Source organism: Streptomyces diacarni (assembly GCF_003323715.1).
Classification (GTDB): domain Bacteria; phylum Actinomycetota; class Actinomycetes; order Streptomycetales; family Streptomycetaceae; genus Streptomyces; species Streptomyces diacarni.
In genome coordinates this window covers 1-23549 of the sequence record NZ_QOIN01000047.1, presented here as the reverse complement: position 1 = coordinate 23549, position 23549 = coordinate 1, and the positions used below count along the sequence as shown (strand labels likewise).

The following is a 23549-nucleotide window of genomic DNA, read 5'->3' as shown; positions in this document are numbered from 1 at the left end:
CGGGGCGGGATATCGCGCGCTACGCGGCGCTGAGTCGGAGAGAAGAGATGGCCAAGGCGGCGGCCCTCACGCCGCCTTGACCATCTCGGCATGGACGGCGCGCTGCCACTGGCCGCGCAGCCTGTCCAGTTCGGCGAGAGCTTCCTTCGACCAGAGGGTGCGGCCGGCGACGAAGCTCCTGATCGCGTCGTTGGCCGCCGTGACGGTGAGCTCCGAGGCAGGCACCTGGCCCGCGTCGGTCTCCCGGAACGGTCCGGGCTCTCCGGGCCCGGTGGAAGTCGATGTCATGCGGACTACAGTACGGCCCCCCACTGACAACGGCAGTTGGTTAACGAGGCGCCCGGGACGGCCGATTGGCGCTGCGTCGCAGGTGTCGGCGCTGTCCCGCTCCGAGATGCTCCGACCGGGTGTGAGATGAATCGCTCCCGGGAACCTCCGTACGGCGGATCGGCGGGCGGATCGAGCGGCGGTTCGGCAGCCCTCCCGGCGGGGCCCGCAGCCGAGAGGGGGCCGATCCGGGGGAGGCGGGAAAGGTCCGCCCCGGGGAAGGGTGCTGCGCTGCCGTCGTAAGCTCGCCGTGTGCCGCTGGAGTGGATAGCGATCGTGGCCGCCGCCGTCTACGGTGCCGCGGCCGGTGCCGTGCTGCCGCGCGCGGCCTACCGTCTCTCCGTCGAGCCCGGACAGCCCTGGCGCGACAGCTGCCCGCAAGGACACCCGCTCGGCGGCGGCGTGCGCGCGGTGCTCGGCCCCGCCGTCTGCGGCGCCTGCGCAGGGGTGGAGGGGCCGCAGGGGAGCTACCGTGGCGGGCGCGAGGCTCTCGCGCTGGTCGGCGCCCTGGTGTGCGGCGGACTGGCGGCGGCCGTCGGCGTGCGGCCCGAGCTCGCGGTGTGGCTCCTGTGCGCGCCCCTCGCGCTGCTGCTCGCGGCGGTCGACCTGGCGGTGATGCGCCTCCCCGACCTGCTCACCCTGCCCTTGGCCGTCGGCAGCGCCGCACTGCTCGGGCTCGCGGCCCTGCTGCCGGGCGCGGGCGGCAGTTGGCGGCGGGCGCTGGCGGGCGGTCTGGTGCTGGCCGGCGCGTTCTTCGTGCTGTTCGTCATCAGTCCGCGCGCGGTGGCCTTCGGCGACGTCAAGCTGGCGCTGTCGGTGGGGGTCGCCCTTGGGTGGTACGGCTGGCCGGTGCTGTTCGCGGGCGCGTTCCTCGGCTTCCTGTCGGCCGCCGGATACGGTGTCGCGCTGATGCTGACGGGCCGCGCCCGCCGCAGCAGCGCCATGGCCTTCGGGCCCTTCATGGTGCTCGGCGCGGCGGCGGGCGTCGCACTGGGCGGGCTGGCGGCCTGAGCCACCGGGCCGGAACGGCGGGGACGGCACGGGACGACACGGGGACGACACGGCGACGACACGGAACGGTCTACTGGCCTGTGCGACACGGTCGTTGGTGTGCGGAACATCGCGTCCGAGGGGCTAAGGTGGAACCCCCCCCTCGGGCCGGTCCGTATCCCCCCACGGACCGGCCCGCTTTTATGCCATCCGGTGATGTCATCCGGTCATGTCACCGGGGACGGCGGTGCCGGATCAGGAGTTGCTGCTGGCCGCCCAGATGTTGGTGCCCGGCTCGGAGACCGCCAGGTCGTCGATCTCGCGCAGCTCCTCGTCGCTGAGCGGGGCTCCGCGCAGCGCTGCCACGTTGGCCTCCAGCTGGGTCACGGAGCTGGCTCCGATCAGCGCGGAGGTCATCCGCGGATCGCGCAGGACCCAGCGGAGCGCGAGCTGCGCCAGCGACTGGCCGCGGCGCTCGGCGACGGCGTTGAGGCCGCGCAGCCGCCGCACGACCTCCTGGGTCAGCAGCCCCGGGTCCAGGGACTTGCCCTGGGAGGCGCGGGAGCCCTCGGGAATGCCGTCGAGGTACTTGTCGGTGAGCATGCCCTGGGCGAGCGGTGCGAAGGAGATGCAGCCCATTCCCTCGGCCTCCAGGGTGCCGAGCAGCCCGTCCTCCTCCGTCCAGCGGTTGATCATCGAGTAGGACGGCTGGTGGATCAGCGCGGGCACGCCCATCTCGCGCAGCAGCCGTGCCGCCTCACGGGTGCGGGCGGCACTGTAGGAGGAGACGCCCGCGTACAGGGCCTTGCCCTGCTGGACGGCGGAGGCGAGCGCTCCCATCGTCTCCTCGAGCGGGGTGTCGGGGTCGTAGCGGTGCGAGTAGAAGATGTCGACGTGGTCGAGCCCCATGCGGCCCAGCGAGGCGTCCAGGGAGGAGAGCAGGTACTTGCGCGAGCCCCACTCTCCGTACGGGCCCGGGTGCATGAGGTAGCCCGCCTTGGTGGAAATGACCAGCTCATCGCGGTAGGGGCGGAAATCCTGGGCGAAGATGCGGCCGAAGTTCAGCTCGGCGGAGCCGGCCGGCGGGCCGTAGTTGTTCGCCAGGTCGAAATGGGTGACACCGAGGTCGAACGCGCGGCGCAGAATCGCCCGCTGGGTCGCCAGCGGGCGGTCGTCGCCGAAGTTGTGCCACAGGCCGAGCGAGATCGCGGGCAGTTTCAGCCCCGAACGGCCGGTACGGCGGTACTCCATCGCGTCGTACCTGGCGGGGTCTGCCCGGTACAGGGTGTCCGAGGGGACAGCGGTGGGTGTGGGTGCGGAAAAGGAGGATGAGGTGTGGTGCGTGTGGTGCGTCATATGCCATTTCTTATCACCGCCACCTGACCGGCTCGGTTCGTACGTAAGGGCGAACGGCAGTAAGGTGCTGGAATCCCGATTCGGCACGGAGAGGCTGGCCGTTCCCATGAAGTTGCGCGACCTGGTGTACAAGCTCTATGCGCGCCGGGTGGAGGACCGTCTCGACCACGCACAGGTGCCCAAGCACATCGGTGTCATCCTGGACGGCAACCGTAGGTGGGCGCGCGCCTCCGGGGGAACGACGGAGCAGGGTCACAAGGCCGGGGCCAGCAAGATCCAGGAGCTGCTCGGGTGGTGCGACGAGACCGACGTCGAGGTCGTCACCCTGTGGCTGCTGTCCACGGACAACCTCAACCGCCCCGACGACGAACTGCTCCCGCTCGTCGGCATCATCGAGGACACCGTGCGCGACCTGGCCGCCGACGGGCGCTGGCGCGTGCACCACGTGGGACAGCTCGACCTGCTGCCCGCCAGGACCCAGCGGGTACTCAAGGAAGCCGAGGAGCAGGCGGGCGAGGTCGACGGGATACTGGTCAACGTGGCCGTCGGATACGGCGGGCGGCAGGAGATCACCGACGCCGTCCGCTCCCTGCTGGCCGACCGCGCCGCGCGCGGGATAAGCCTCGACGCGTGCGCCGAAGAACTCACCGTCGAGGACATCTCCGAGCACCTCTACACCCGGGGCCAGCCCGACCCGGACCTCATCATCCGCACCAGCGGCGAAACCCGGCTCTCCGGCTTCATGCTCTGGCAGAGCGCCCATTCGGAGTACTACTTCGCCGAGGTCCTGTGGCCCGGCTTCCGCAAGGTCGACTTCCTCCGGGCCCTGCGCGACTACGCCGCCCGGCACCGCCGGTACGGCGGCTGAGGCCGCCCGCGCGCCACGCAGGAAGCGGCCCGCGCGCCGCGGCTGAGACCGCGCCCCGCCCCAGCGGCCCCGCCGTGCCGCCCGTGCCACCGGCCCGCACCGCCCGTCCGCGCCCACCCGGCCCAACGGCGTTCCCCCGCCCGGAGCCCTTCCCCGCTGGCGGTTCCTCCTCCTCTCTCACGCTCTCCCACCGGTGGTCCTGCACGGCGCTGTGCCCTCTCCCGTCCCAGCCGTGCCCGATGTCATTGCATGCTTGACCACTCGGGAGGGAATATCCCTCACGACCGTGCCCTCGCAGGGCCACGGTCGCCGGGAGGCCCGATTGGACACCACGGACGCCCCCGGGCCGCGTGAGGCTCCAGGCCGAGCGGTCGGCACGGGTGCAGGACGCGGCGGGCCGGAGGCCGGCCCGCGTGGTGCGGGCGCTCTCCGGTCTCTTCCCCCGCGACGCCGTCGCTCCCCGACCTCATCCGAGGGGGTACGTCCCACCGTGGTGATCAGCAAGAAGCGCAGCGAGTCCGACCGGCGCACGTACGTCATCGACACCAGCGTGCTGCTGGCGGACCCGGCCGCCATGGACAGGTTCGACGAGCACGAAGTGGTGCTCCCCGTGGTAGTCGTCACCGAGTTGGAGGCCAAGCGCAACCACCCAGAGCTGGGCTACTTCGCCCGGCAGGCCCTCCGCCGGCTCGACGAGTACCGGGTCAGGCACGGCCGGCTCGACGCGCCGATCCCCCTCAGCGACCTGGGCGGAACACTCCGGGTCGAGCTGAACCACTCCGATCCGTCGGTGCTGCCGGCAGGCTTCAGGCTCGGAGACAACGATTCGCGCATCCTCGCGGTCGCGCGGAACCTCCAGGCGGAGGGGTACGACGTGACGGTCGTCTCGAAGGACCTGCCGTTGCGCATCAAGGCGTCCTCCGTCGGGCTGCTGGCGGAGGAGTACCGCGCGGAGTTGGCCATCACCGACTCCGGCTGGACGGGCATGGCCGAACTCACCCTTCCGGGTGAGGACGTCGACGAGCTGTTCGCGCAGGAGAGCGTGGCGCTGCCCTACGACGCGCCGGAGCTCCCCGTCCACACCGGTCTGGTACTCCAGTCGGAGAAGGGCAAGGCGCTCGGCAGGGTGACCGCGGACGGCCGCATTCGGCTGGTGCGCGGGGACCGGGAGGCGTTCGGCATCAAGGGCCGTAGCGCCGAGCAGCGGGTGGCACTGGATCTGCTGCTCGACCCCGAGGTGGGCATCATCTCGATGGGCGGCCGCGCGGGCACCGGCAAGAGCGCGCTGGCCCTGTGCGCCGGTCTGGAGGCGGTGCTGGAGCGCAGGCAGCACAGCAAGGTGATGGTCTTCAGGCCGCTGTACGCGGTGGGGGGCCAGGAGCTGGGCTATCTGCCGGGCACCGAGGCGGAGAAGATGAGCCCGTGGGCGCAGGCCGTCTTCGACACGCTGTCGGCGGTCACCAGCCGTGAGGTCATCGAGGAGGTGGTGGCGCGCGGCATGTTGGAGGTGCTGCCGCTCACGCACATCCGCGGCAGGTCGCTGCACGACGCGTTCGTCATCGTGGACGAGGCGCAGTCGTTGGAGCGGAACGTGCTGCTGACGGTGTTGTCCCGGATCGGTACCGACTCGCGGGTGGTGCTCACCCACGACGTGGCGCAGCGGGACAATCTGCGGGTGGGGCGGTATGACGGCGTCGTCGCCGTCGTCGAGCGGCTGAAGGGGCATCCGCTCTTCTCCCACGTGACGCTGACGCGCTCGGAGCGTTCGCCGATCGCCGCGCTGGTGACCGAGATGCTGGAGGAGGGCCGCGTCTGATCCGTCCACCGGATCGTCCGATCAACCGGACATCCCCCGGGGACGATCAACCGGACATCCGCCAGGGCGATCAGACGGCCATCCGCCATCCGTCAGCCGCCGTCCGTCCGTACGGCCGACCGGGCGTCCCTCGTACCGGTCGGCCGGGCGTTTCGCCGCTGACGGGAGGTCAGTACCGGGCGCTGCGGCGCCCGCCGGGACGGGCCCCGTGCCCCAAGGGCGCAACACCCTAGCGGCACGGGGCCTGAGTGCGCGCTGGTTTCCGAGACCTCTTCGCCCCAAACGCCGTGTGAGCTTTCCCACTCAACACCGAATTGCTTCCACGCGTCCGGTTCCGGCAAGGTGTGGGTCCTGTCAGGCCCCGCATACGGCACATCCGCACCGCCAACGGTGCGACACCGCACAGCAGTACAGAACTGAACAGCAGTCGCGCCGTATGCCGCCCGAAGAACCACGCGGGCTCTCCCCGAGGGGAGGCCCACCGGGCCCGTGTCTCCCCCGCCCATACAAGGGAGACCAGTGCCAGGGGCACGATTGCGTCCGCGAGGTCACCCGAGCGGGCATGTTGGAAGGAAACCGTGTGACTGCTCGGATTTCGGTCCGGGGATTCGCCGTGGCGTCCGCCACCGCGGTCACCACCGTCGGCGCCGTCGTCGGGGTCGCCGCAGGCGCCGACCAGGGTCAGGCGTCCGACGCCGAGGCCACCGCAGCGCAGGCGACGCTCCTAGAGGACATACCGGCCGGGTCTCAGGCCCAGGCGCAGACCGCTTCCCTCACGCAGCAGGCCGACGCCGCGTCGGTGGCCTCGGACGCGAAGGCGAAGAAGTCGGCCGAGGAAGCCGCCCGCAAGCAGGCCGCGAAGGACGCTGCGGCCAAGAGGGAGAAGGCCGAGAAGGAAGCCGCAGCGAAGAAGGCCGCCGAGAAGGCCAAGGAGCGGGACAAGATCCAGTCCGCTTCCAGCCGCTCCTCGGAACGCTCCGACTTCCCGCAGAAGTCCTCGTACTCCACGGCCGAAGTCCAGTCGATGGCCAAGCAGATCGTCGGCGGCGGCCAGTACCAGTGCTTCTCCCAGATCGTCACGCGCGAGTCGGGCTGGAACTACCAGGCGACCAACGCCTCCTCCGGCGCCTACGGCCTCGTCCAGGCGCTGCCGGGCTCGAAGATGGCCTCGGCGGGCGCCGACTGGCGGACCAACCCGGCCACCCAGATCAAGTGGGGCCTCAACTACATGAACGACCGGTACGGAAGCCCCTGCGGTGCGTGGGACTTCTGGCAGGCCAACCACTATTACTGAGCCGACCGGCCCCGCAGCTTGCCGGACCGTGTGTCCGGACATGATGCCCCCCGCGGCGATCCGCCAGGATCGCCGCGGGGGGCATTCGCGTGTGCGCTCCGCAGCCGCCGTGACCGCGCGCGGGCTGCGTACCGGAACCGGCCGACCGGCGTCCGGTGCGGAAAGCAACCATCGGCCCGGGTAACGTCGTCCCTCACACGGCGAAGCCACTGGCGAGCGGGGGCGGAGGAAGCGGAATGACGGGCAGAACGGACAGGCTCAGGGCGGCCGTGGGCCGATGGGCCGCGAAGGCCGCCGAGCGGCGCGCCGAAGTGGGGCCTGACGCCGGCTCCGACCGCGGCGGGGGTGACGGGATCGACCACCGGCTGGACAACGTCCAGGCCGGCCGTGCCCAGGCCGAGGCGGAGGCGGACAGTGATGAGGCGGGGAGCGACTACGTGCCGCCGCCTCCCCAGTACGCGCCCGCCATAGCCGCCAAACCGGAACCGGCCGCCGCCGTGCCGTGGGGCGTGCGGGTCGCCGCCGAGGCGGGGTGGCGTCTGCTGGTGCTCGCCGGCGTCATCTGGGTGCTGATGAAGGTCGTCAGCACCATCAGCCTGGTGATCATCGCGTTCTCCGCCGGTCTGCTCATCACCGCGCTGCTGCAGCCCACGGTCGCCCGGCTGCGGCGGATCGGGCTCGGGCGCGGCCTGGCCACGGCCATCACCTTCATCGGCGGGTTCGTCGTCATGGGCCTGGTCGGCTGGTTCGTGGTGTGGCAGGTGATGGAGAACCTGGACACCCTCACCGACAAGGTGCAGGCGGGTATCCAGGAGCTGCGCGACTGGGCGCTCAACGGTCCGTTCCACGTCTCCGAGGACCAGATCAACGACATCGCCCAGAACCTCAGCGACTGGGTGGGTGACAACAGCAAGGAGCTGACCTCGGCGGGCATCGAGGGCGTCACCGTCATCGTCGAGTTCCTCTCGGGCGCGCTGCTGACGATGTTCGTGACGCTCTTCCTGCTCTACGACGGCCGCCGCATCTGGGAGTGGACGCTCAAGTTCGTGCCCTCGGCCGCCCGCGAGGGTGTCGCCGGCGCGGGGCCGCGGGCCTGGGCGACACTCACCGGGTACGTGCGCGGCACGGTGATCGTCGCGTTGATCGACGCCATCTTCATCGGCATCGGGCTCTACTTCCTCAACGTGCCCATGGCCGTTCCGCTCGCCGTCTTCATCTTCCTGTTCGCCTTCATCCCGATCGTCGGTGCGGTGATCTCCGGCGCGCTGGCCGTCGTCGTCGCGCTCGTCACCAACGGTCCGGTCTCCGCCGCGCTGGCGCTGGCCGTCGTGCTGGCCGTCCAGCAGATCGAGAGCCACATCCTCCAGCCCTTCATCCTGGGCAGGCTGGTGCGCGTCCACCCGCTCGCCGTCGTCCTCGGCGTGACGGGCGGCAGCCTCATCGCGGGCATCCCCGGCGCGGTCGTGGCCGTGCCGCTGGTCGCGGTCAGCAACACGGTCGTCGGCTACCTCAAGGGGTACGCGCAGGAGCAGACGCTCCGCCGGCTGAGGGAGACCACGGAGCAGCCGGCCGCGGCCGGCGCCCGGGGCGACGAGAGTCCTGCCCCCGGTCCCGGTCAGACGCAACTGCCGGGGGACGGCGGCGCGTAGCGGCGCGGCGGGCGGGGCCCGCGTGGCGGCGCGGCGGGCGGGGCTCCTCAGGCCGTCAGGCGGAGGGGGCCCCGCCCGCCGTCAGTAGGGGGCCTCCCGCCCGTCCATGAACCGGCGCAGCCGCTCCGTGTCCGCGTCCGTCCACCCCTCGGAGGGCGCGACGGCGGCCCAGGCCTCCACCGAGCCGTTGCCGTACCGGTGGCCGTGCGGTGCGCCGACGCCGTACGAGACGGCCATGTCCACCGTCGTCTGCCAGAAGGTGACCAGCGGGAACCAGTTGACCTCGTCGGTGATGTCGGGGCCGAGGGGCTCGCGCAGCCAGCGTGGCGGGTTCAGCGCGAGGCCCGGGGACCACCACACGATCGCGTCCGAGGCGTTCTGCAGGTAGACGACGCGCGGCTTCTCCCAGGAGGAGGCGGGGCCGGGGCGCGCGAGGTCCTCCTCGGGCCACTGCGCGAACCGGAAGTGGCGTCCGTCCTCGTACTCGGGCCGCCAGATGGGGCTTTCCGGGTCCCGGTGCGCGGTCAGCTCCCTGCGGAGCGGGGAGAAGTTGGGCGATCCCGCCAGCACCGCGCCGTCGACCTTGGAGAGCATGTCGTCGGGGCCGTCGAACGCGGCCTCGATGCCGTAGGCGCCCAGGGACTCGCCGAAGACGACGAGTTCGGGACGCCGTTCGGCGGGCTGTTCGCGCAGGCGGGCGCGCACCGCGTCGACCAGGGCGCGGGTGGCGCGCCCCGCCTCTTCCTTGTCGACGAGGAAGGACGCCCAGCTGGGCAGGTACGAGTACTGCACGGCCACGATGGCGGTGTCGCCGCCGTGGATGTACTCCAGCGGTTCGGCGTCCGTCGAGTTGACCCAGCCGCGGCCTGTCGTGCCGGCGATGGCCAGCACGCTCCGGTCGAACGCGCCGGTGCGCTCCAGCTCGCGCACCGCCAGCCGGGCGCGTGCGGTGAACGTGGACGCCGACTCCTGGCCGACGTAGACGCGGATCGGCTGGATCGCCCACCTGCCGGTGACGGAGGTGATCTGCCGCGAGGTCAGGGAGGAGCCCGTGAAGTTGCGGCCCTCGTAGCCCAGCTCGTCCCAGTCGACGAGGGAGGCGGCGCTCCCCGAGACCAGCGGCGTGCGGGGCCGGGTGATGCCGTCCTTGGTGCTCTTGTCGGTGTTCTGCGCCAGATACGCGGCGACGTCGATGACGCCCCGGTCGAAGACGACGTCCCGGGTGCCGAAGACCACGACCATCGCGCTGACCAGCAGGCTCACCCCGATGGCCACCGGGCGCGGCACGAACCGTCCCAGCAGCCTGATCAGTACGCGGGTGCCGAGCCGCACGGTGCGGCCCAGCGCCACCAGCGCGCCGCAGATCGCCAGGGCCACGGCGGCGATCATCAGGGAGTGCCAGGTGAGGGTCTCCGGCATCTCCTGGAGCCTGCGCAGCTCCCGCTGCGCGTCGGCGCTCCAGGACAGCGCGGCGATGGTCGCCACGGTGCTGAGCGCGTAGTACGTCAGCCAGGCGCGGGCTCTGAGGCGCGGACGGGGCCGCCGGTTTCCGCGCCCGCGCGAGCGCAGGCGGCGCCGCACGGGGCGCACGGTCAGCCGTACCAGCCACTCCGCGAGCGCGCCGATGGCGTATCCGATGGCGGCCGTTATCCCGCCGATCACCCCTTGCAGCAGCCAGGGCCTGGGCACGAGTGAGGGCGTCAGCGAGAGCCAGAAGAAGAGGGTGGCGCAGCAGATCGCCGTCAGCCCGGGCCAGCGCCGTACGACGTAGGAGGAGTCGGGCGGATCCCAGTAGGGGCGCCGGAGCAGCGCCCGGGCCAGCGCGCGGATCCTGCGCAGGCGCCGCCTGGCGCGCGGGGGCAGGGGGCGGCGCGGCGGGGGTATGCGACGAGGCGGTGCGAGCTGTCTGTCCGCGACCTGCCCCATCGTCCTCATTCCCGTCTTCGCCGTCCGGTGCGCTCACCACAGTGCACAGTGCCGACCGTCCAGTATCGGCCGTCCCCGTCAGCGGACGCAGCGGGGGGCGAAGGGGTTGCTCAGCGGGTCGCGGGCCCGCGGGCGGCCCGTGCTTTCGCCAGGGTGCCGGGCCTGGCCCGTGCCTCGTACCGGCGCGTACTGGCGGGAAACGGGTCCAGGCGCTAAAGTGATAGCACATTGATAGGGCGCGCCGTCTCGACCCACCGCGCGCCGGAGACCGGAGAGAACGGGGGAGAGCGATGACCACCGACCAGCCGACCGACGCACCCGAGATGCCCGCACCCGAAGTGCGGGAGACGAGCGCCCACAGCATCCCGGGCGGGCTCGCCCTCCTCCTGGGACTCATCGGCTTCCTGATCGGCGTCGGTGCCACCGTCCTGGGCGGCGGAATGGCCTCGGACGGCCAGGGGGCCGCGGGCACCACGCTGCTCGTCATCGGCATCCTGGTGGTGATCGGCTCCGTGTTCGGGATGGCGGGGCTGAACATGGTGGCGCCGGGCGAGGCCCGCGTCGTCCAGCTCTTCGGCCGCTACACCGGCACGATCCGCTCGGACGGTCTGCGCTGGGTCAACCCGCTCACCAGCCGCACCAAGATCTCCACCCGGGTGCGCAACCACGAGACGGCGGTGCTGAAGGTCAACGACGCCTACGGCAACCCGATCGAGCTCGCCGCGGTCGTCGTCTGGCAGGTGCGCGACACCGCGCAGGCCACCTTCTCGGTGGACGACTACGTCGAGTTCGTCTCCACGCAGACCGAGGCGGCCGTCCGGCACATCGCCATCGAGTACCCGTACGACGCACACGACGAGGCCGGGCTCTCGCTGCGCGGCAACGCCGAGGAGATCACCGAGAAGCTGGCCGCCGAACTGACCGCACGCGTCCGCGCGGCCGGCGTGACCATCGTCGAGTCCCGCTTCACCCACCTCGCCTACGCGCCCGAGATCGCCTCGGCCATGCTCCAGCGGCAGCAGGCGGGCGCCGTCGTCGCCGCCCGGCAGAAGATCGTGGAAGGCGCCTGCGGCATGGTCGAGGACGCGCTGGCCAGGATCACGGCCCAGGACTTCGTGGAGCTGGACGAGGAGCGCAAGGCCAGCATGGTCAGCAACCTGCTGGTCGTGCTGTGCGGCGACCGCTCCCCGCAGCCCGTGATGAACACCGGGTCGCTCTACCAGTGACGGACGACGGCGAGGACGCCGCCTCGGGCGGGAGCGCCGCGTCGGGCGGGAGCGCCGCCTCGGACGAGGGGGCCGAGGCGGCGGCGGGGCCCCAGGGCCCGCAGCCCGCGAAGGGGAAGCCGCGGCAGCGCAAGCAGGTGCTGCTGCGGCTCGACCCCGCGATGCACGACGCGCTCGCCCGCTGGGCCGCCGACGAACTGCGCTCCACCAACGCGCAGATCGACTACCTCCTGCGCCGGGCCCTCAAGGAGGCCGGCCGGCTGCCCAGCCAGACCAGGCCGCACCCCCGCAGAGGCCGGCCGCCCCGCGAGGACTGAGCATCCGAAGCCACGGAGCCGTACCGCGCCGACGCGGCACGGCTCACGGAGGTGTGGAGTGGCCGCTCACGGATAGTGCGCGGGCGGTCGGTTCACGGTAGTGCGGGGCGTACGGGAAGCGTCGCCAGCGCGGCGCGCAGGGCGTCCCCGAACGCGTGGAACTCCTCCTCCCGCGCCGCGCCCTCCCTGGTCGCCAGCGCGATGCGCCGCGAGGGCGCCGGATCGGCGAAACGGGCCGTCTGCAACGAGGCGTTGCGCCCGGTCTCCACGCGGACGGCGGTGTGCGGCAGCAGGGTGACGCCCATGCCCCCGGCCACCAGCTGCACCAGCGTGGAGAGCCCGGCCGCGCTGGTGGTCACTCCGGTCGACTCGGTGCGGCCCGCCTCACGGCAGATGTCGAGTGCCTGGTCGCGCAGGCAGTGCCCCTCGTCGAGCAGCAAAAGGTCCAGCTCGCGCAGCATCGAGCGCGGCAGGTCGCTGCGCCCGGCCGCCGGGTGGCCCTGCGGGGTGACGAGCACGAAGTCCTCGTCGAACAGGGGTATCTCCCGCACCCACGGCGCCGCGAGCGGCACCGCGCACAGCAGCAGGTCGAGCCGGCCCTGCCCGAGCCCCTCCAGCAGCGAGTCGGTCTGCTCCTCGTGGACCTGGAGATCCAGGTCGGGGTAGCGCTTGTGGACGAGACCGAGCACGGTCGGCAGCAGATACGGGGCGACCGTGGGGATCACCCCCAGGCGCAGCACGCCGGTGAAGGGAGCCTGCGCCGCCTCCGCCTCCTCCATGAGCTGGCCCATGGCGTGCAGCACGGCGCGTGCGCGGACGGCCATCCGCTCACCGGCGGGGGAGAGCAGCACCTTTCGGGTGGTCCTTTCCAGCAGTTGCACCCCCAGCGTCTCCTCCAGTGCGGCGACGGCGCCCGAGAGCGCGGGCTGGCTCATGCCGATGGCCGCCGCGGCCTCCCGGAAGTGCAGATGTTCGGCCACGGCGACGAAAGCCCGCAGCTGGGAGACGCTGGGCTGCCGGTGGCGGGCGGTGCGCGACGGCTGCGCGGACGGGGAAGCCGAGGCCGGGTGCACGGGCTGCGCGGGCACGGACTGCGCGGTCGGTGCGGTCACTGATAAGTCACTCCAATCAACCACACCAACTGTAGCTATTTCCGCGATCAATGCCGCATGTGGTTAGGTGGTTTCGACCAACCTCCAGGAATGCGCACAAACTGGGCATCCTGGCCGCAAGTGCAAGGAGTGTGTACGTGCTCACCGTCGGTGACAAGTTCCCCGAGTTCGAACTGACTGCCTGCGTCTCTCTGGAGAAGGGCAGCGAGTTCGAGACGATCAACCACAAGACCTACGAGGGCAAGTGGAAGGTCGTCTTCGCGTGGCCCAAGGACTTCACCTTCGTCTGCCCGACGGAGATCTCCGCCTTCGGCAAGCTGAACGACGAGTTCGCCGACCGCGACGCCCAGATCCTCGGCTTCTCCGGTGACTCGGAGTTCGTGCACCACGCCTGGCGCAAGGACCACCCGGACCTGACCGACCTGCCCTTCCCGATGATGGCCGACTCCAAGCACGAGCTGATGCGCGCGCTCGGCATCGAGGGCGAGGACGGCTTCGCGCAGCGCGCCGTCTTCATCGTGGACCAGAACAACGAGATCCAGTTCACGATGGTGACCGCGGGCTCGGTCGGCCGCAACCCCAAGGAGGTCCTGCGGGTCCTCGACGCGCTGCAGACCGACGAGCTGTGCCCCTGCAACTGGACCCAGGGCGAGGAGACCCTCGACCCGGTCAAGCTGCTGGCGGGTGAGTGACCGACCATGGCTCTCGATGACCTGAAGCAGGCCCTTCCGGACTACGCGAAGGACCTCAAGCTCAACCTCGGCTCCGTCATAGGCAACTCGGACCTGCCGGGGCAGCAGCTCTGGGGCACCGTGCTGTCCTGCGCCATCGCGTCCCGCTCCGGCATCGTGCTGCGCGCGCTGGAGCCGGAGGCCAAGGAGAACCTGAGCGCGGAGGCCTACACCGCCGCGAAGTCGGCCGCCGCCGTGATGGCGATGAACAACGTCTTCTACCGCACCCGGCACCTGCTGTCGGACCCGGAGTACGGCACGCTCCGCGCCGGGCTGCGGATGAACGTCATCGGCAACCCCGGTGTCGAGAAGACCGACTTCGAGCTGTGGTCGCTCGCCGTCTCCGCGATCAACGGCTGCGGGCAGTGCCTCGACTCGCACGAGCAGGTGCTGCGCAAGGCCGGAGTGGACCGCGAGACGATCCAGGAGGCCTTCAAGATCGCTGCCGTCGTGCAGGCGGTCGGCGTCACCCTGGACGCCGAGGCCGACCTCGGCGCCTGACCTTCGCCCGCGCGCGGCGTCGCGCGGAAAGCCGGCCCGCACCCGGCGACGAGGCGCCCGCCCCCGCACAGGGGCGGCCGTCGCCGGGTGCGGGCCGGTCCCGTTGCCGCCGTCACACCGCGTGCCGCCCTCGCATCGCGTGCCGCCCCCACACCGCTTGCCGCCTCACGCCGCGCCGGTCGGAGCGCACCACTCGGGGGCTCTCAGGGCTCCGGCGCGGGCTCCGGGCAGGGGAGTTCGAACCAGACGACCTTGCCGGTCGACAGGCGGGTGGCACCCCAGCGCCGCGCCAGCCGGTTGACCAGGTAGAGACCGCGCCCGCCCTCGTCGGTGGCGCGCGCCTGCCGGAGCCGCGGCAACTGCGGCACGTCGTCGCCGACCTCGCAGCGCAGCGTGTCCGTCCGCAGCAGCCGCAGCGTGATGGGACGCTCGGCGTACCGCACGGCGTTCGTGACGATCTCGCTGACCAGCAGTTCGACGGCGTCGGACAGCTCCTCAAGGCCCCAGCGGGCGAGCGCCCTGCGGGCCAGCCGCCTGGCCTGCCGCGCGGTCTGGGCGCGCGGGTCGAGGAACCAGTACGCCACGTCGCTGGGCGCGATTCCGTCGAACCTGGCGGCCAGCAGCGCGATGTCGTCGTCCCGGTCGCCGGGCCCGACGATGTCCAGCACCTCGTCGCACAGCGGCTCCAGCGGGGCGGCCGCGCCGGGCCGGGTCAGCCGCGCGGTGGCGGCCAGCTTCTCGCGCAGGTGCTCGATGCCGGTCCACACGTCGCGCTGCCGCGACTCGACGAGCCCGTCGGTGTAGAGCAGCAGCGTCGCGCCCGCGGGGGCGTCCAGTTCGACGGCCTCGAAGTCGACGCCGCCCACGCCGATCGGCGCCCCTGCCGGTATCCGCAGCACCTCGGCGCGCCCGCCCCGGTGCAGCATGACCGGCGGCGGATGGCCCGCGTTCGCGACGACGATGCGGTGCGCCACCGGGTCGTATACGGCGTACAGGCAGGTGGCCATGCGGTCGCTGCCCAGCCGCTGCGCCTGCTCGTCCAGGTGGTGCAGCACCTCCTGCGGCGGCAGGTCGAGCCCCGCCAGGGTCTGCGCGGTGGTGCGCAGCTGTCCCATGATCGCGGCGGAGGTCATCGAGTGGCCCATCACGTCGCCGACGACCAGTGCCACGCGGGAGCCCGGCAGCGGAATGGCGTCGTACCAGTCGCCGCCGACCCGCGCGGTCTCGGCTGCCGGAAGGTAGCGGCTGGCCAACTGCACCCCGGTGGGCTGCGGCAACTCGTCGGGGAGCATCGTGCGCTGAAGCTCGTCGGCGATGTAGGCCTCGCGCCCGTAGAGGACCGCCTTGTCGACGCCGAGGGCCGTGTGCGTGGCCAACTGGGCCGCGATCAGCAGGTCGTCCGGCTCGAACGCGGGCCGGTCGGGGCGGCGGAGGAAGACCGCGGCCCCGATGACTCTGCGGCGGCCGCGCAGCGGAGCCAGGATGGCGCGGTTGCCGGCGGGCACGTCGCGGTCGGGCCCGAGGAGTTCGGGCAGTGCGGCGCTGGCCGCGGGGGAGTCGGCGAAGACGGGGCGTACGCCGCGCAGCACTTCGGCCAGCGGCCCGCCCGGGCGGACCTCGGCCAGTTGGGCTGCGGTGGTGCCGGCCACGCCGGCCGCCATGCCGGAGACCATGCCGAAGGCGAGGTTCGCGCCGCCGCCCGTGTGCTGCCCGGTGTGCTCGGCGGCCTCCCCCGCGGGGCCCGGTCCGGGGGCGACCGACTGGGCGGCTTGCAGCGCCTGCGCGGTGAGCGGGTCGTCGGGGATGCGGTCGCTGCGCCGCAGCCGCAGGATGAAGGGGCCCGTGGGGCGCTCGTCGCCCACCGGGAGCGGGTCGCGCAGGTAGACGAGGATGGCGTCCGAGTACGCGGGCACGCTGGCGCGGCACAGCCCCAGTACCGTCTCGTCCAGGTCGACGCCGCGCGCGATGCGCCGCGTCGCCGCGCCGACGAACCGCAGCCGGTCCCCGCCCCGGCGCTCCCGCTCGGAGCGCTCGCTGCCGTCCGGGGCGTCGCCAGCAGCCGGGGCCGGGGCGGAGGCCGGCCGGGCTCCGGCCGCGGGTCCCACCCCGGTCGCGGGCTGCGCGGCGTGCGGCCGGGCATGCGGCTGTGGCTGCTGCTGGGGTGGCGAGGGGTGCGGCTGGGGTTGCGCGGGGACGGCGTCGCGGCCGCGCGGGACCGCCGCCTCGTCGCCCGGGCCCGTGCTGCTGGTGGCGCCGGTGGGGCGGGCGTTACCCGTGCTGCCCGTGGGCTCGCCGGCACAGCCGGCGGCGTCCCGGCTCGGCGAGCCGGGCGGCTCGGGCGGCGTCGACTCGGCGGTGCTGCTCGCCGCAGGCTTCTCGTGCTCCGTCACGCGTTCGGTTTCCATCCATCCGGGGCTGCGCGTCGGCGCACGCCCAGCGCCAGGTGCCCGCGGTGTGCGGGCTCGCGGTCTATGGGCGTCGTCGGCAGTGCAGGAAGAGCTGAATCTCGGGTGGTACGTCCGTGCTCGCAGGAGCGTACGCGCGTGCGTCCTCCTCCACGATGTCGAATCCCGCGTCCTGGACCACCCCGCGCAATTCGTCCCGCAGGTAGCCGGATACCCGGATCGCATTGCCCAGGAACGGAATGGCGAAATCGGTCACGTCCGCTTCCACCATTCCCAGGACCAGCGGCCCCTCGCCGCGCAGCTGTCCGTGCAGGGTCCGCAGCGCGAAAGGGATCTCCGCGCGGGGCAGCATCAGCAGCGAGAAGAAGGCGGCCACACCGTCGAACGGGCCCAGACCGGCCGACTCCAGGTCGGCGACGTCCAGTTTGCGGCACTCGCTCTCCGGAACGTTGTCGCGGCACAGCTTCAGCATCGACGACGACAGGTCGAGACCGACCACCTTGTGCCCCGCGTCGGCCAGCTGACGCGCGGTCGGCAACCCCGTGCCGCAGCCCACGTCGAGAACCCGGGAGCCGGGCGCCAGTTGGTCCGACAGCCACGCCGTACCGGCGATCTGGCCCTCCTTGTGCGGAAACGCCTCGTCGTACCGGTCTCCAATGGCGTCGAAAGCCTCGGACTGACCCGTTCTGTCGATACTCGTGCGGTCAAAACCGTCATATGCCCCGGCACCTGACCCGGCTGTCCCGCTAGCTCCAAGACCCGCAGAGCTGCTCACGGCTGGGCTCCTTCCTGGCTGCCGGTCAAATCCCCGGGGGAAGCGGGAAGTTGTGCGGCGCATTTCGTACGGAGGTTGATCCTACGTTTGCAGTATGGGGGCGTATCAAGGGGCACCGTCAGCGCGGCGCGGGCACACGCCGGACGGCGGCCTGTCCCAGTCCTCGGGCAACGCGGGAACCGGCCACGCCGGGTCAGGACGCCAGCTCTCCCAACCGTCCGAGAACGGGGAGCCCCAGGCCCGCACCGCCTCGACGGCCCGCCGCCCCGCCTCGCGCACCCGCCCCGCCTGCGCGGCCGGCATCAGCCCCGCGCGCTGGGCCTCGGCGAACTCGTCCTCGTCCCGCCACTCCCAGCTCCCGTCCGGCCACACCTCCAGGTCCAGGAAGTGGTCCTCGGAGTCGACACCGCCCGGCCAGCGCAGCCGCGGCTCCTCCAGGTTCACGTAGAAGTTCTTGAACCGCCAGCCACGCTCCCAGAACAGCCACACCGACCACGGCTCGGCAGGCCGCGCCAGCTTGAGCACACCCATGCCGAACCAGGGAGTGAGAGCGGCCCTGCGCGGCTTGGTGTACCGGGTGGCCAGCGGTTCGCGGTGCAACGGTGTACCGTCCGCCAGCTCGGGGCGTACGCACAGCGTGTCCGGAGCCATCCACACCGCCAGCAGCTCGGCGGTGTCCTGCACGACGGTGACGGGGCGGCAGATGTGGAAATGCGCGGCGCCGTTGGCGCGGTAGCGCCACAGGATCGGGGTCCCCGTGGGCCAGCGCTGCGTCGTCGCCGCCTGTTCCGCTGTCATGACGAGATCTTAGGTGCCCGCCGCACCGACCCGCCGTGAGCTGTGCCGCAAGCGCGGCGGGGCACCGCACGAGCCCGCCGCACGTGCGGCGGGACGCCGTCCGGGCCCGCCACCAGCGCGGCGGGCCCGGACGGGCCGCGGCCGTCAGGGATGAGTCATCCGCAGCACGTCCAGCGCCTCGTCCAACTGCTCCTGCGTCAGCTTGCCCCGCTCGACGTACCCGCTGCGCAGCACGGCCTCACGAATGGTCAGCTCCTCGGCCAGCGCCTTCTTCGCGACCGCCGCCGCGTTCTCGTACCCGATGTACTTGTTCAGCGGCGTGACGACGGACGGCGACGACTCAGCGTACGTACGCGCCCGCTCCGCGTTCGCCGTGATCCCGTCGACCGTGCGATCGGCCAGCAGTCGCGAGGCGTTCGCCAGCAACCGCACCGACTCCAGCAGGTTCTTGGCGATGACGGGCAGCATCACGTTCAGCTCGAAATTGCCCGCGGCGCCCGCCGCGGCGACCGTCGCGTCGTTCCCCGTGACCTGCGCCGCGACCATCAGCACCGCCTCCGGGATCACCGGATTGACCTTCCCCGGCATGATCGAGGAACCCGGCTGGAGGTCGGGCAACGCGATCTCCGCCAGCCCCGTCCGGGGCCCGGAGGCCATCCAGCGCAGGTCGTTGGAGATCTTCGTGAGCCCCACCGCGACGGTACGCAGCTGCCCCGAGGTCTCCACCAGCGCGTCGCGCGCGCCCTGCGCCTCGAAGTGGTCCCGCGCCTCCGTCAGCGGCAGCCCCGTGCCGCGCGCGACCTCCTCGATCACGGCGGCCGCGAAACCGGGCGGGGTGTTGATGCCCGTACCCACCGCCGTACCGCCCAGGGGCAGTTCCGCCAGCCGGGGCAAGGAGGCGCGCAGCCGCTCCACGCCGTACCGCATCTGCGCCGCGTAGCCCCCGAACTCCTGGCCGAGCGTCACGGGCGTCGCGTCCATCAGGTGCGTCCGCCCCGACTTCACGACCTGCGCGAACTCGCCCGCCTTCGCCTCCAGCGAGCCGGCCAGGTGCTCCAGCGCCGGAACCAGGTCCGCCGTCACCGCGGCCGTGGCGGCGATGTGCAGCGAGGACGGGAACACGTCGTTGGACGACTGGCTGGCGTTGACGTGGTCGTTCGGGTGGACGGTCACCGGATCGCCGGAGGCGCCGCGTGAGCCGTCCAGGCGCTCGGTGGCCAGCGTCGCCAGCACCTCGTTCATGTTCATGTTCGAGGAGGTGCCCGAGCCGGTCTGGAAGACGTCGACGGGGAAGTGCTCGTCCCAGTCCCCCCGCGCGACCTCCTCCGCCGCCGCACGGACGGCCTCCGCCCGCTCCTCGTCCAGCACCCCGAGCCGCGCGTTCACCACGGCCGCCGCCGCCTTGATCCGGGCCAGCGCCTCGATGTGCGCGCGCTCCAGCCGCTGCCCGCTGACGGGAAAGTTCTCCACGGCCCGCTGCGTCTGCGCCCGCCACTTGGCGTGCGCCGGAACCCGCACCTCACCCATCGAGTCGTGCTCCGTCCGGTACTCCGCGCTGTCGGTCATTCCGGCACCTCCCTCACGCACAGCGTTCCGCACGGGTCCCCGCATTCCCGGCACGCCATGCGGGGTCAGCCCTCCACAGATCGGGCGAAGGGGCGTGTGCAGGGGGCGGCCCTGGTATGTCGGGCCGCCCCCTGGGATCACGAGCCCTGGCGTACCGGGATCGAGGTGACGAAGGGCTGTTCGGGGGCCGGGTCGGCGAAGAAGTCGTTGCCCTTGTCGTCCACGACGATGAACGCGGGGAAGTCCTCGACCTCGATCCGCCAGACGGCCTCCATGCCCAGCTCCTCGTACTCCAGGACCTCGACCTTCTTGATGCAGTCCTGGGCGAGCCGGGCCGCGGGGCCGCCGATGGAGCCGAGGTAGAAGCCGCCGTGCGACGCGCACGCGTCGGTGACCTGCTTGCTGCGGTTGCCCTTGGCGAGCATCACCTTCGAGCCCCCTGCCGCCTGGAACTGCTCGACGTAGGCGTCCATGCGCCCGGCCGTGGTCGGGCCGAAGGAGCCGGAGGCGTAGCCCTCGGGGGTCTTGGCGGGACCCGCGTAGTAGACGGGGTGGTCCTTGAGGTACTGCGGGATCTCCTCGCCCGCGTCCAGCCGCTCCTTGATCTTCGCGTGCGCGATGTCGCGGGCGACGACGAGCGTGCCCGTCAGCGACAGCCGGGTCTTGACCGGGTGCTTGGTCAGCTCGGCCAGGATCTCGTCCATGGGGCGCGTCAGGTCGATCCGCACCGCGTCCAGGTCAGGGCCCGCGCCCTCGGTCAGCTGGGCCGCGGTGGTCTCCGGCAGGAAGCGCGCCGGGTCGGTCTCCAGCTGCTCCAGGAAGACGCCCTCGGCGGTGATCTTCGCCTTGGCCTGCCGGTCGGCCGAGCAGGAGACGGCGATGGCGACGGGGCAGGAGGCGCCGTGCCGCGGCAGCCGCACCACGCGCACGTCGTGGCAGAAGTATTTGCCGCCGAACTGGGCGCCGATGCCGATCTTCTGCGTCAGCTCGAAGACCTTGTCCTCCAGCTCGGTGTCCCGGAAGCCGTGCCCCGAGGGCGAGCCCTCGGTGGGCAGCTCGTCCAGGTAGTGCGCGGAGGCGTACTTGGCGGTCTTGAGCGCGTACTCGGCGCTGGTGCCGCCGACGACGATCGCCAGGTGGTACGGCGGGCAGGCCGCGGTGCCCAGCGACCGGATCTTCTCCTCCAGGAACCGCATCATGGAGGCCTCGTTCAGCACCGCCTTCGTCTCCTGGTAGAGGAAGGACTTGTTGGCGCTGCCGCCGCCCTTGGCCATGAACAGGAACTTGTAGGCGTCACCGTCGCTCGCGTACAGCTCGATCTGCGCGGGCAGGTTGGTGCCGGTGTTCTTCTCGTCCCACATGGTCAGCGGCGCCATCTGGGAGTAGCGCAGGTTGAGCTGGGTGTAGGCGTCGTGGATGCCGCGCGAGAGCGCCTCCTCGTCGCCGCCCGCCGTCAGCACCCGCTGGCCGCGCTTGCCCATCACGATGGCGGTGCCGGTGTCCTGGCACATGGGCAGCACGCCGGCCGCCGCGATGTTGGCGTTCTTGAGCAGGTCGAGGGCGACGAAGCGGTCGTTGGCGCTCGCCTCGGGGTCGTCGAGGATGCGGCGCAGCTGCGCGAGGTGTTCGGGCCGCAGGTAGTGCTGGATGTCGTGGACGGCTTCGGCCGCCAGCTTGCGCAGCGCCTCAGGATCCACTGTGAGGAAGGTGCGCCCGTCCGCCTCGAAGGTGCTGACGCCCTCGCTGGTGACCAGGCGGTAGGGCGTGGGGTCCGCACCGGTGGGGAGCAGGTCCGTGTAGGAGAACTCCGGGCTGGCCGGTTGGGAGCTGGCAGACATACTGGGGACTCTTCCTCTCACACTCACGGCCTCCCGCGTGATCGTTGCGGAGGAAGGCCACGGCTCTCGGCGATGGGAGCGCGTCTCACAGCGTAGAACCCGGACGCAAGGAGGCCGTCCGGGGGTAGTCGCGATCTATCGCGTTTGGGTACGCTGCCCGTGTGACTGAAGACTCCTCGCGTCCCCCGCTCGAAAAGCAGCCGGCCTCGCTTGAGAAGCAGCCGGCCGACGGACGTCCGCAGGCCTCCGCCGCGCCGGTCCACGCGCCCGCGGTACGGGACGCCGACGTGCGCGCCTCGGACGCGGACCGCGACCGCGTCGCCGACATCCTCCGCGAGGCCCTCGCCGAGGGCCGGCTGGACGCGCAGGAGCACGGCGAGCGGATCGAGTCCGTCTACGCGGCCAAGACGATGGGCGAACTGGAGCCGCTGGTCGGCGACCTGCCCGCGGGCCGCGGGGCTGCCGCGGGTGCGGCGCACGGAGCCGGGCAGGGCGCCGAGGGCGGGCAGCGTTCGCACGCCTCGGCGTTCGCCAACTTCGCCGCTTCGCACACCAGTGCGCCGGCGGCCCACGGGTGGGGGCCCAAGGAGAACCTCGTCGCGATCTTCAGCGGCTCCGGGCGCAAGGGGCGCTGGCGGGTTCCGCGCAAGATCAACGCGTTCGCTCTCTTCGGCGGCATCGAGATCGATCTGACCGAGGCGCTGTTCGAGCACCCGCACGTGCAGATCAACGCCACTGCGATCTTCGGTGGAATCGAGATCCGCGTTCCGGAGAACGTCACGCTCCAGCAGAAGGGCGCCGGTGTCTTCGGCGGCTTCGACGTCCATGTCACCGACTCGCCGGACCCGGGAGCCCCCACGGTCCTGGTCGAGGGCGCCGCGATTTTCGGGGGCGTGGAGGCCAAGCCGAAGCGCGGTTCGGCCATCCAGAACCTGCGGGACCGGTTCCGTAAGGAACCGTGACAGCCTCCCGGCGCGCGCTGCGGATGGTGCGCGCCGGGGAGCGTGCGCCAGGGCGTGCGTGGGGGGCCACGCAATGCATACCGGCACGTACAGCGGGTAGGGCTCGGGCATCGTCTTTCGTACGGTCTGACTGCGGACCGGCTCCGATGAGCCGGTGGGGGACCCGTGGACTGCCGTGCGCTGCAAGACGGGTGAAGGAGACCGCACCTCCGTCGTCGCGTCAGGAGCAGACCGTGCTGCACACGCCGCATCAGTCCCTGCAGGCCGCCGCCACCGTCCCCGTCCAGCGAACGCCTGAGCGAGATGACCAGGCAGGCCCCTGGCACGGCGACGCCGTCTGCCGCCGGGACGAGGCAGGGCTCTTCTTCGCTCCGTCCAAGGAACCCACGGCCGCCAGGCTCTCCAGGGAACAGGCCGCCAAGCGCGTCTGCGCCCGCTGCCCGGTCCTGGTCGAGTGCCGCGAGCACGCACTGGTGATGCCTGAGCCGTACGGCGTATGGGGCGGTCTGACGGCCGCTGAGCGGCGCGTCGTCCTCTCGCGCCGCCGCCGCGCCAAGACCGCCGCCGCGGCCGAGACCCCCGCCGAGGTGTCCCGCATCGCGTAACCCGCCCCCCGCCCCTGCTTGGCCGCGGCACCTCCGCCCTCGCATCCGGCTGGGGAGCCGCCCGCCTGGCGGCCGATCCTTCCCGCTGCGGCGGGGCGCAGGCCGCGCGGATGAGGGCCCGACCCTCGGCTCCGCCCCCGCTCCGCCGTGACAGTGACCGGCCGCGGCGGTGTGGGTCCGGCGGCCCCGGGACGGCCTGCTCCGGGCGGTGGTGCGGCACGCGGGGCCGATTGCGGCGGCCCCGCGCCAGGCACCCGGGCAAGGTATGGCCGGGGCCCACACTCAGTGCGTCAGTGCTCAGCGCTGAGCACTCGGCAGGCGCGGGGCACCCGTGCAGCGGGCTCGGCGAGGCGCAGCGCTGCGAGGCGCAGCGCTGCCAGGGGCAGCGCTGCGAGGGGCAGCGCTGCGAGGGGCAGCGCTGCGAGGGGCAGCGCTGCGAGGGGCAGCGCTGCGAGGGGCAGCGCTGCGAGGGGCAGCGCTGCGAGGG

The 23549-nt window shown here is 72.1% G+C and carries 21 protein-coding genes; 12 read left to right on the top strand and 9 right to left on the bottom strand.

Annotation, left to right across the window (positions count from 1 at the left end):
- Nucleotides 1-66: 66 nt before the first annotated feature.
- Nucleotides 67-288: a hypothetical protein gene (locus tag DTL70_RS19340; RefSeq protein WP_114023252.1), complete on the bottom strand. Its 222-nt coding sequence runs from the start codon at nucleotides 286-288 to the stop codon at nucleotides 67-69.
- Nucleotides 289-585: 297 nt separating this feature from the next.
- Between DTL70_RS19340 and DTL70_RS19335 the strand changes: the two genes are divergently transcribed.
- Nucleotides 586-1338, top strand: coding sequence for a prepilin peptidase (locus tag DTL70_RS19335; protein ID WP_425470390.1), 753 nt, complete (start codon nucleotides 586-588; stop codon nucleotides 1336-1338).
- A 234-nt stretch (nucleotides 1339-1572) separates the two neighbouring features.
- Here DTL70_RS19335 and mgrA read toward each other — a convergent pair whose 3' ends face one another.
- On the bottom strand, nucleotides 1573-2673 hold the full coding sequence (gene mgrA, locus DTL70_RS19330) for an L-glyceraldehyde 3-phosphate reductase (protein ID WP_114023250.1): 1101 nt from the start codon (nucleotides 2671-2673) through the stop codon (nucleotides 1573-1575).
- Nucleotides 2674-2779: 106 nt separating this feature from the next.
- Between mgrA and DTL70_RS19325 the strand changes: the two genes are divergently transcribed.
- From DTL70_RS19325 to DTL70_RS19310, 4 genes are all read left to right on the top strand, one after another.
- The gene (locus tag DTL70_RS19325) at nucleotides 2780-3541 is read left to right on the top strand and encodes an isoprenyl transferase (RefSeq protein WP_114023249.1); all 762 of its coding nucleotides are present in this window, start codon (nucleotides 2780-2782) and stop codon (nucleotides 3539-3541) included.
- Nucleotides 3542-4031: 490 nt separating this feature from the next.
- The gene (gene phoH2, locus DTL70_RS19320) at nucleotides 4032-5357 is read left to right on the top strand and encodes an RNA 5'-3' helicase PhoH2 (protein ID WP_114023248.1); all 1326 of its coding nucleotides are present in this window, start codon (nucleotides 4032-4034) and stop codon (nucleotides 5355-5357) included.
- A gap of 562 nt (nucleotides 5358-5919) precedes the next feature.
- Nucleotides 5920-6651 carry an aggregation-promoting factor C-terminal-like domain-containing protein gene (locus tag DTL70_RS19315; RefSeq protein WP_181860995.1) on the top strand — a complete coding sequence of 244 codons (732 nt, stop codon included), beginning with the start codon at nucleotides 5920-5922 and terminating at the stop codon, nucleotides 6649-6651.
- Between the two features lie 236 nt (nucleotides 6652-6887).
- Nucleotides 6888-8300 carry an AI-2E family transporter gene (locus tag DTL70_RS19310; RefSeq protein ID WP_114023246.1) on the top strand — a complete coding sequence of 471 codons (1413 nt, stop codon included), beginning with the start codon at nucleotides 6888-6890 and terminating at the stop codon, nucleotides 8298-8300.
- An 81-nt stretch (nucleotides 8301-8381) separates the two neighbouring features.
- On the opposite strand, the gene DTL70_RS19305 is transcribed toward DTL70_RS19310, so the two are convergent.
- Complete coding sequence (locus DTL70_RS19305) at nucleotides 8382-10226, bottom strand: alpha/beta hydrolase (RefSeq protein ID WP_114023245.1); 1845 nt, start codon at nucleotides 10224-10226, stop codon at nucleotides 8382-8384.
- A gap of 290 nt (nucleotides 10227-10516) precedes the next feature.
- Here DTL70_RS19305 and DTL70_RS19300 point away from each other — a divergent pair, with 290 nt between their 5' ends.
- Together DTL70_RS19300 and DTL70_RS33610 are read left to right on the top strand one after the other, a co-directional pair.
- Entirely contained in the window at nucleotides 10517-11452 is a 936-nt protein-coding gene (locus tag DTL70_RS19300) for an SPFH domain-containing protein (protein ID WP_114023244.1), read from the top strand.
- A 137-nt stretch (nucleotides 11453-11589) separates the two neighbouring features.
- Nucleotides 11590-11769: a type II toxin-antitoxin system antitoxin gene (locus tag DTL70_RS33610; protein ID WP_181861017.1), complete on the top strand. Its 180-nt coding sequence runs from the start codon at nucleotides 11590-11592 to the stop codon at nucleotides 11767-11769.
- Between the two features lie 92 nt (nucleotides 11770-11861).
- Here the strand turns inward: DTL70_RS33610 and DTL70_RS19290 are convergent, their stop codons facing one another.
- Entirely contained in the window at nucleotides 11862-12842 is a 981-nt protein-coding gene (locus DTL70_RS19290) for a hydrogen peroxide-inducible genes activator (protein WP_114023644.1), read from the bottom strand.
- A gap of 176 nt (nucleotides 12843-13018) precedes the next feature.
- On the opposite strand from DTL70_RS19290, the gene DTL70_RS19285 reads away from it, so the two are divergent.
- Nucleotides 13019-13573 carry a peroxiredoxin gene (locus DTL70_RS19285; RefSeq protein ID WP_114023643.1) on the top strand — a complete coding sequence of 185 codons (555 nt, stop codon included), beginning with the start codon at nucleotides 13019-13021 and terminating at the stop codon, nucleotides 13571-13573.
- Between the two features lie 6 nt (nucleotides 13574-13579).
- Nucleotides 13580-14113: an alkyl hydroperoxide reductase gene (locus DTL70_RS19280; protein ID WP_114023242.1), complete on the top strand. Its 534-nt coding sequence runs from the start codon at nucleotides 13580-13582 to the stop codon at nucleotides 14111-14113.
- Nucleotides 14114-14316: 203 nt separating this feature from the next.
- Here DTL70_RS19280 and DTL70_RS19275 read toward each other — a convergent pair whose 3' ends face one another.
- From DTL70_RS19275 to DTL70_RS19255, 5 genes are all read right to left on the bottom strand, one after another.
- Nucleotides 14317-16518 (bottom strand): SpoIIE family protein phosphatase, encoded by a 2202-nt coding sequence (locus tag DTL70_RS19275; RefSeq protein ID WP_181860994.1) that lies wholly within the window; start codon nucleotides 16516-16518, stop codon nucleotides 14317-14319.
- A 64-nt stretch (nucleotides 16519-16582) separates the two neighbouring features.
- Nucleotides 16583-17293, bottom strand: a complete 711-nt coding sequence (locus tag DTL70_RS19270; protein ID WP_245979474.1) for a class I SAM-dependent methyltransferase — start codon at nucleotides 17291-17293, stop codon at nucleotides 16583-16585.
- Between the two features lie 105 nt (nucleotides 17294-17398).
- A complete protein-coding gene (gene fomD / locus DTL70_RS19265) occupies nucleotides 17399-18091 on the bottom strand; it encodes a cytidylyl-2-hydroxypropylphosphonate hydrolase (protein ID WP_114023240.1) in 693 nt (230 codons plus the stop codon).
- Nucleotides 18092-18235: 144 nt separating this feature from the next.
- The gene (locus DTL70_RS19260; protein ID WP_114023239.1) at nucleotides 18236-19657 is read right to left on the bottom strand and encodes a class II fumarate hydratase; all 1422 of its coding nucleotides are present in this window, start codon (nucleotides 19655-19657) and stop codon (nucleotides 18236-18238) included.
- A gap of 137 nt (nucleotides 19658-19794) precedes the next feature.
- Nucleotides 19795-21495: a fumarate hydratase gene (locus DTL70_RS19255; protein ID WP_114023238.1), complete on the bottom strand. Its 1701-nt coding sequence runs from the start codon at nucleotides 21493-21495 to the stop codon at nucleotides 19795-19797.
- A gap of 161 nt (nucleotides 21496-21656) precedes the next feature.
- On the opposite strand from DTL70_RS19255, the gene DTL70_RS19250 reads away from it, so the two are divergent.
- The 3 genes from DTL70_RS19250 to DTL70_RS19240 form a co-directional block, all read left to right on the top strand.
- Entirely contained in the window at nucleotides 21657-22457 is an 801-nt protein-coding gene (locus tag DTL70_RS19250; RefSeq protein ID WP_114023237.1) for a DUF1707 SHOCT-like domain-containing protein, read from the top strand.
- Between the two features lie 233 nt (nucleotides 22458-22690).
- The gene (locus DTL70_RS19245) at nucleotides 22691-23062 is read left to right on the top strand and encodes a WhiB family transcriptional regulator (RefSeq protein WP_114014507.1); all 372 of its coding nucleotides are present in this window, start codon (nucleotides 22691-22693) and stop codon (nucleotides 23060-23062) included.
- A 331-nt stretch (nucleotides 23063-23393) separates the two neighbouring features.
- On the top strand, nucleotides 23394-23549 hold a 156-nt coding region (locus DTL70_RS19240; protein WP_181860993.1), incomplete at its 3' end, for a pentapeptide repeat-containing protein.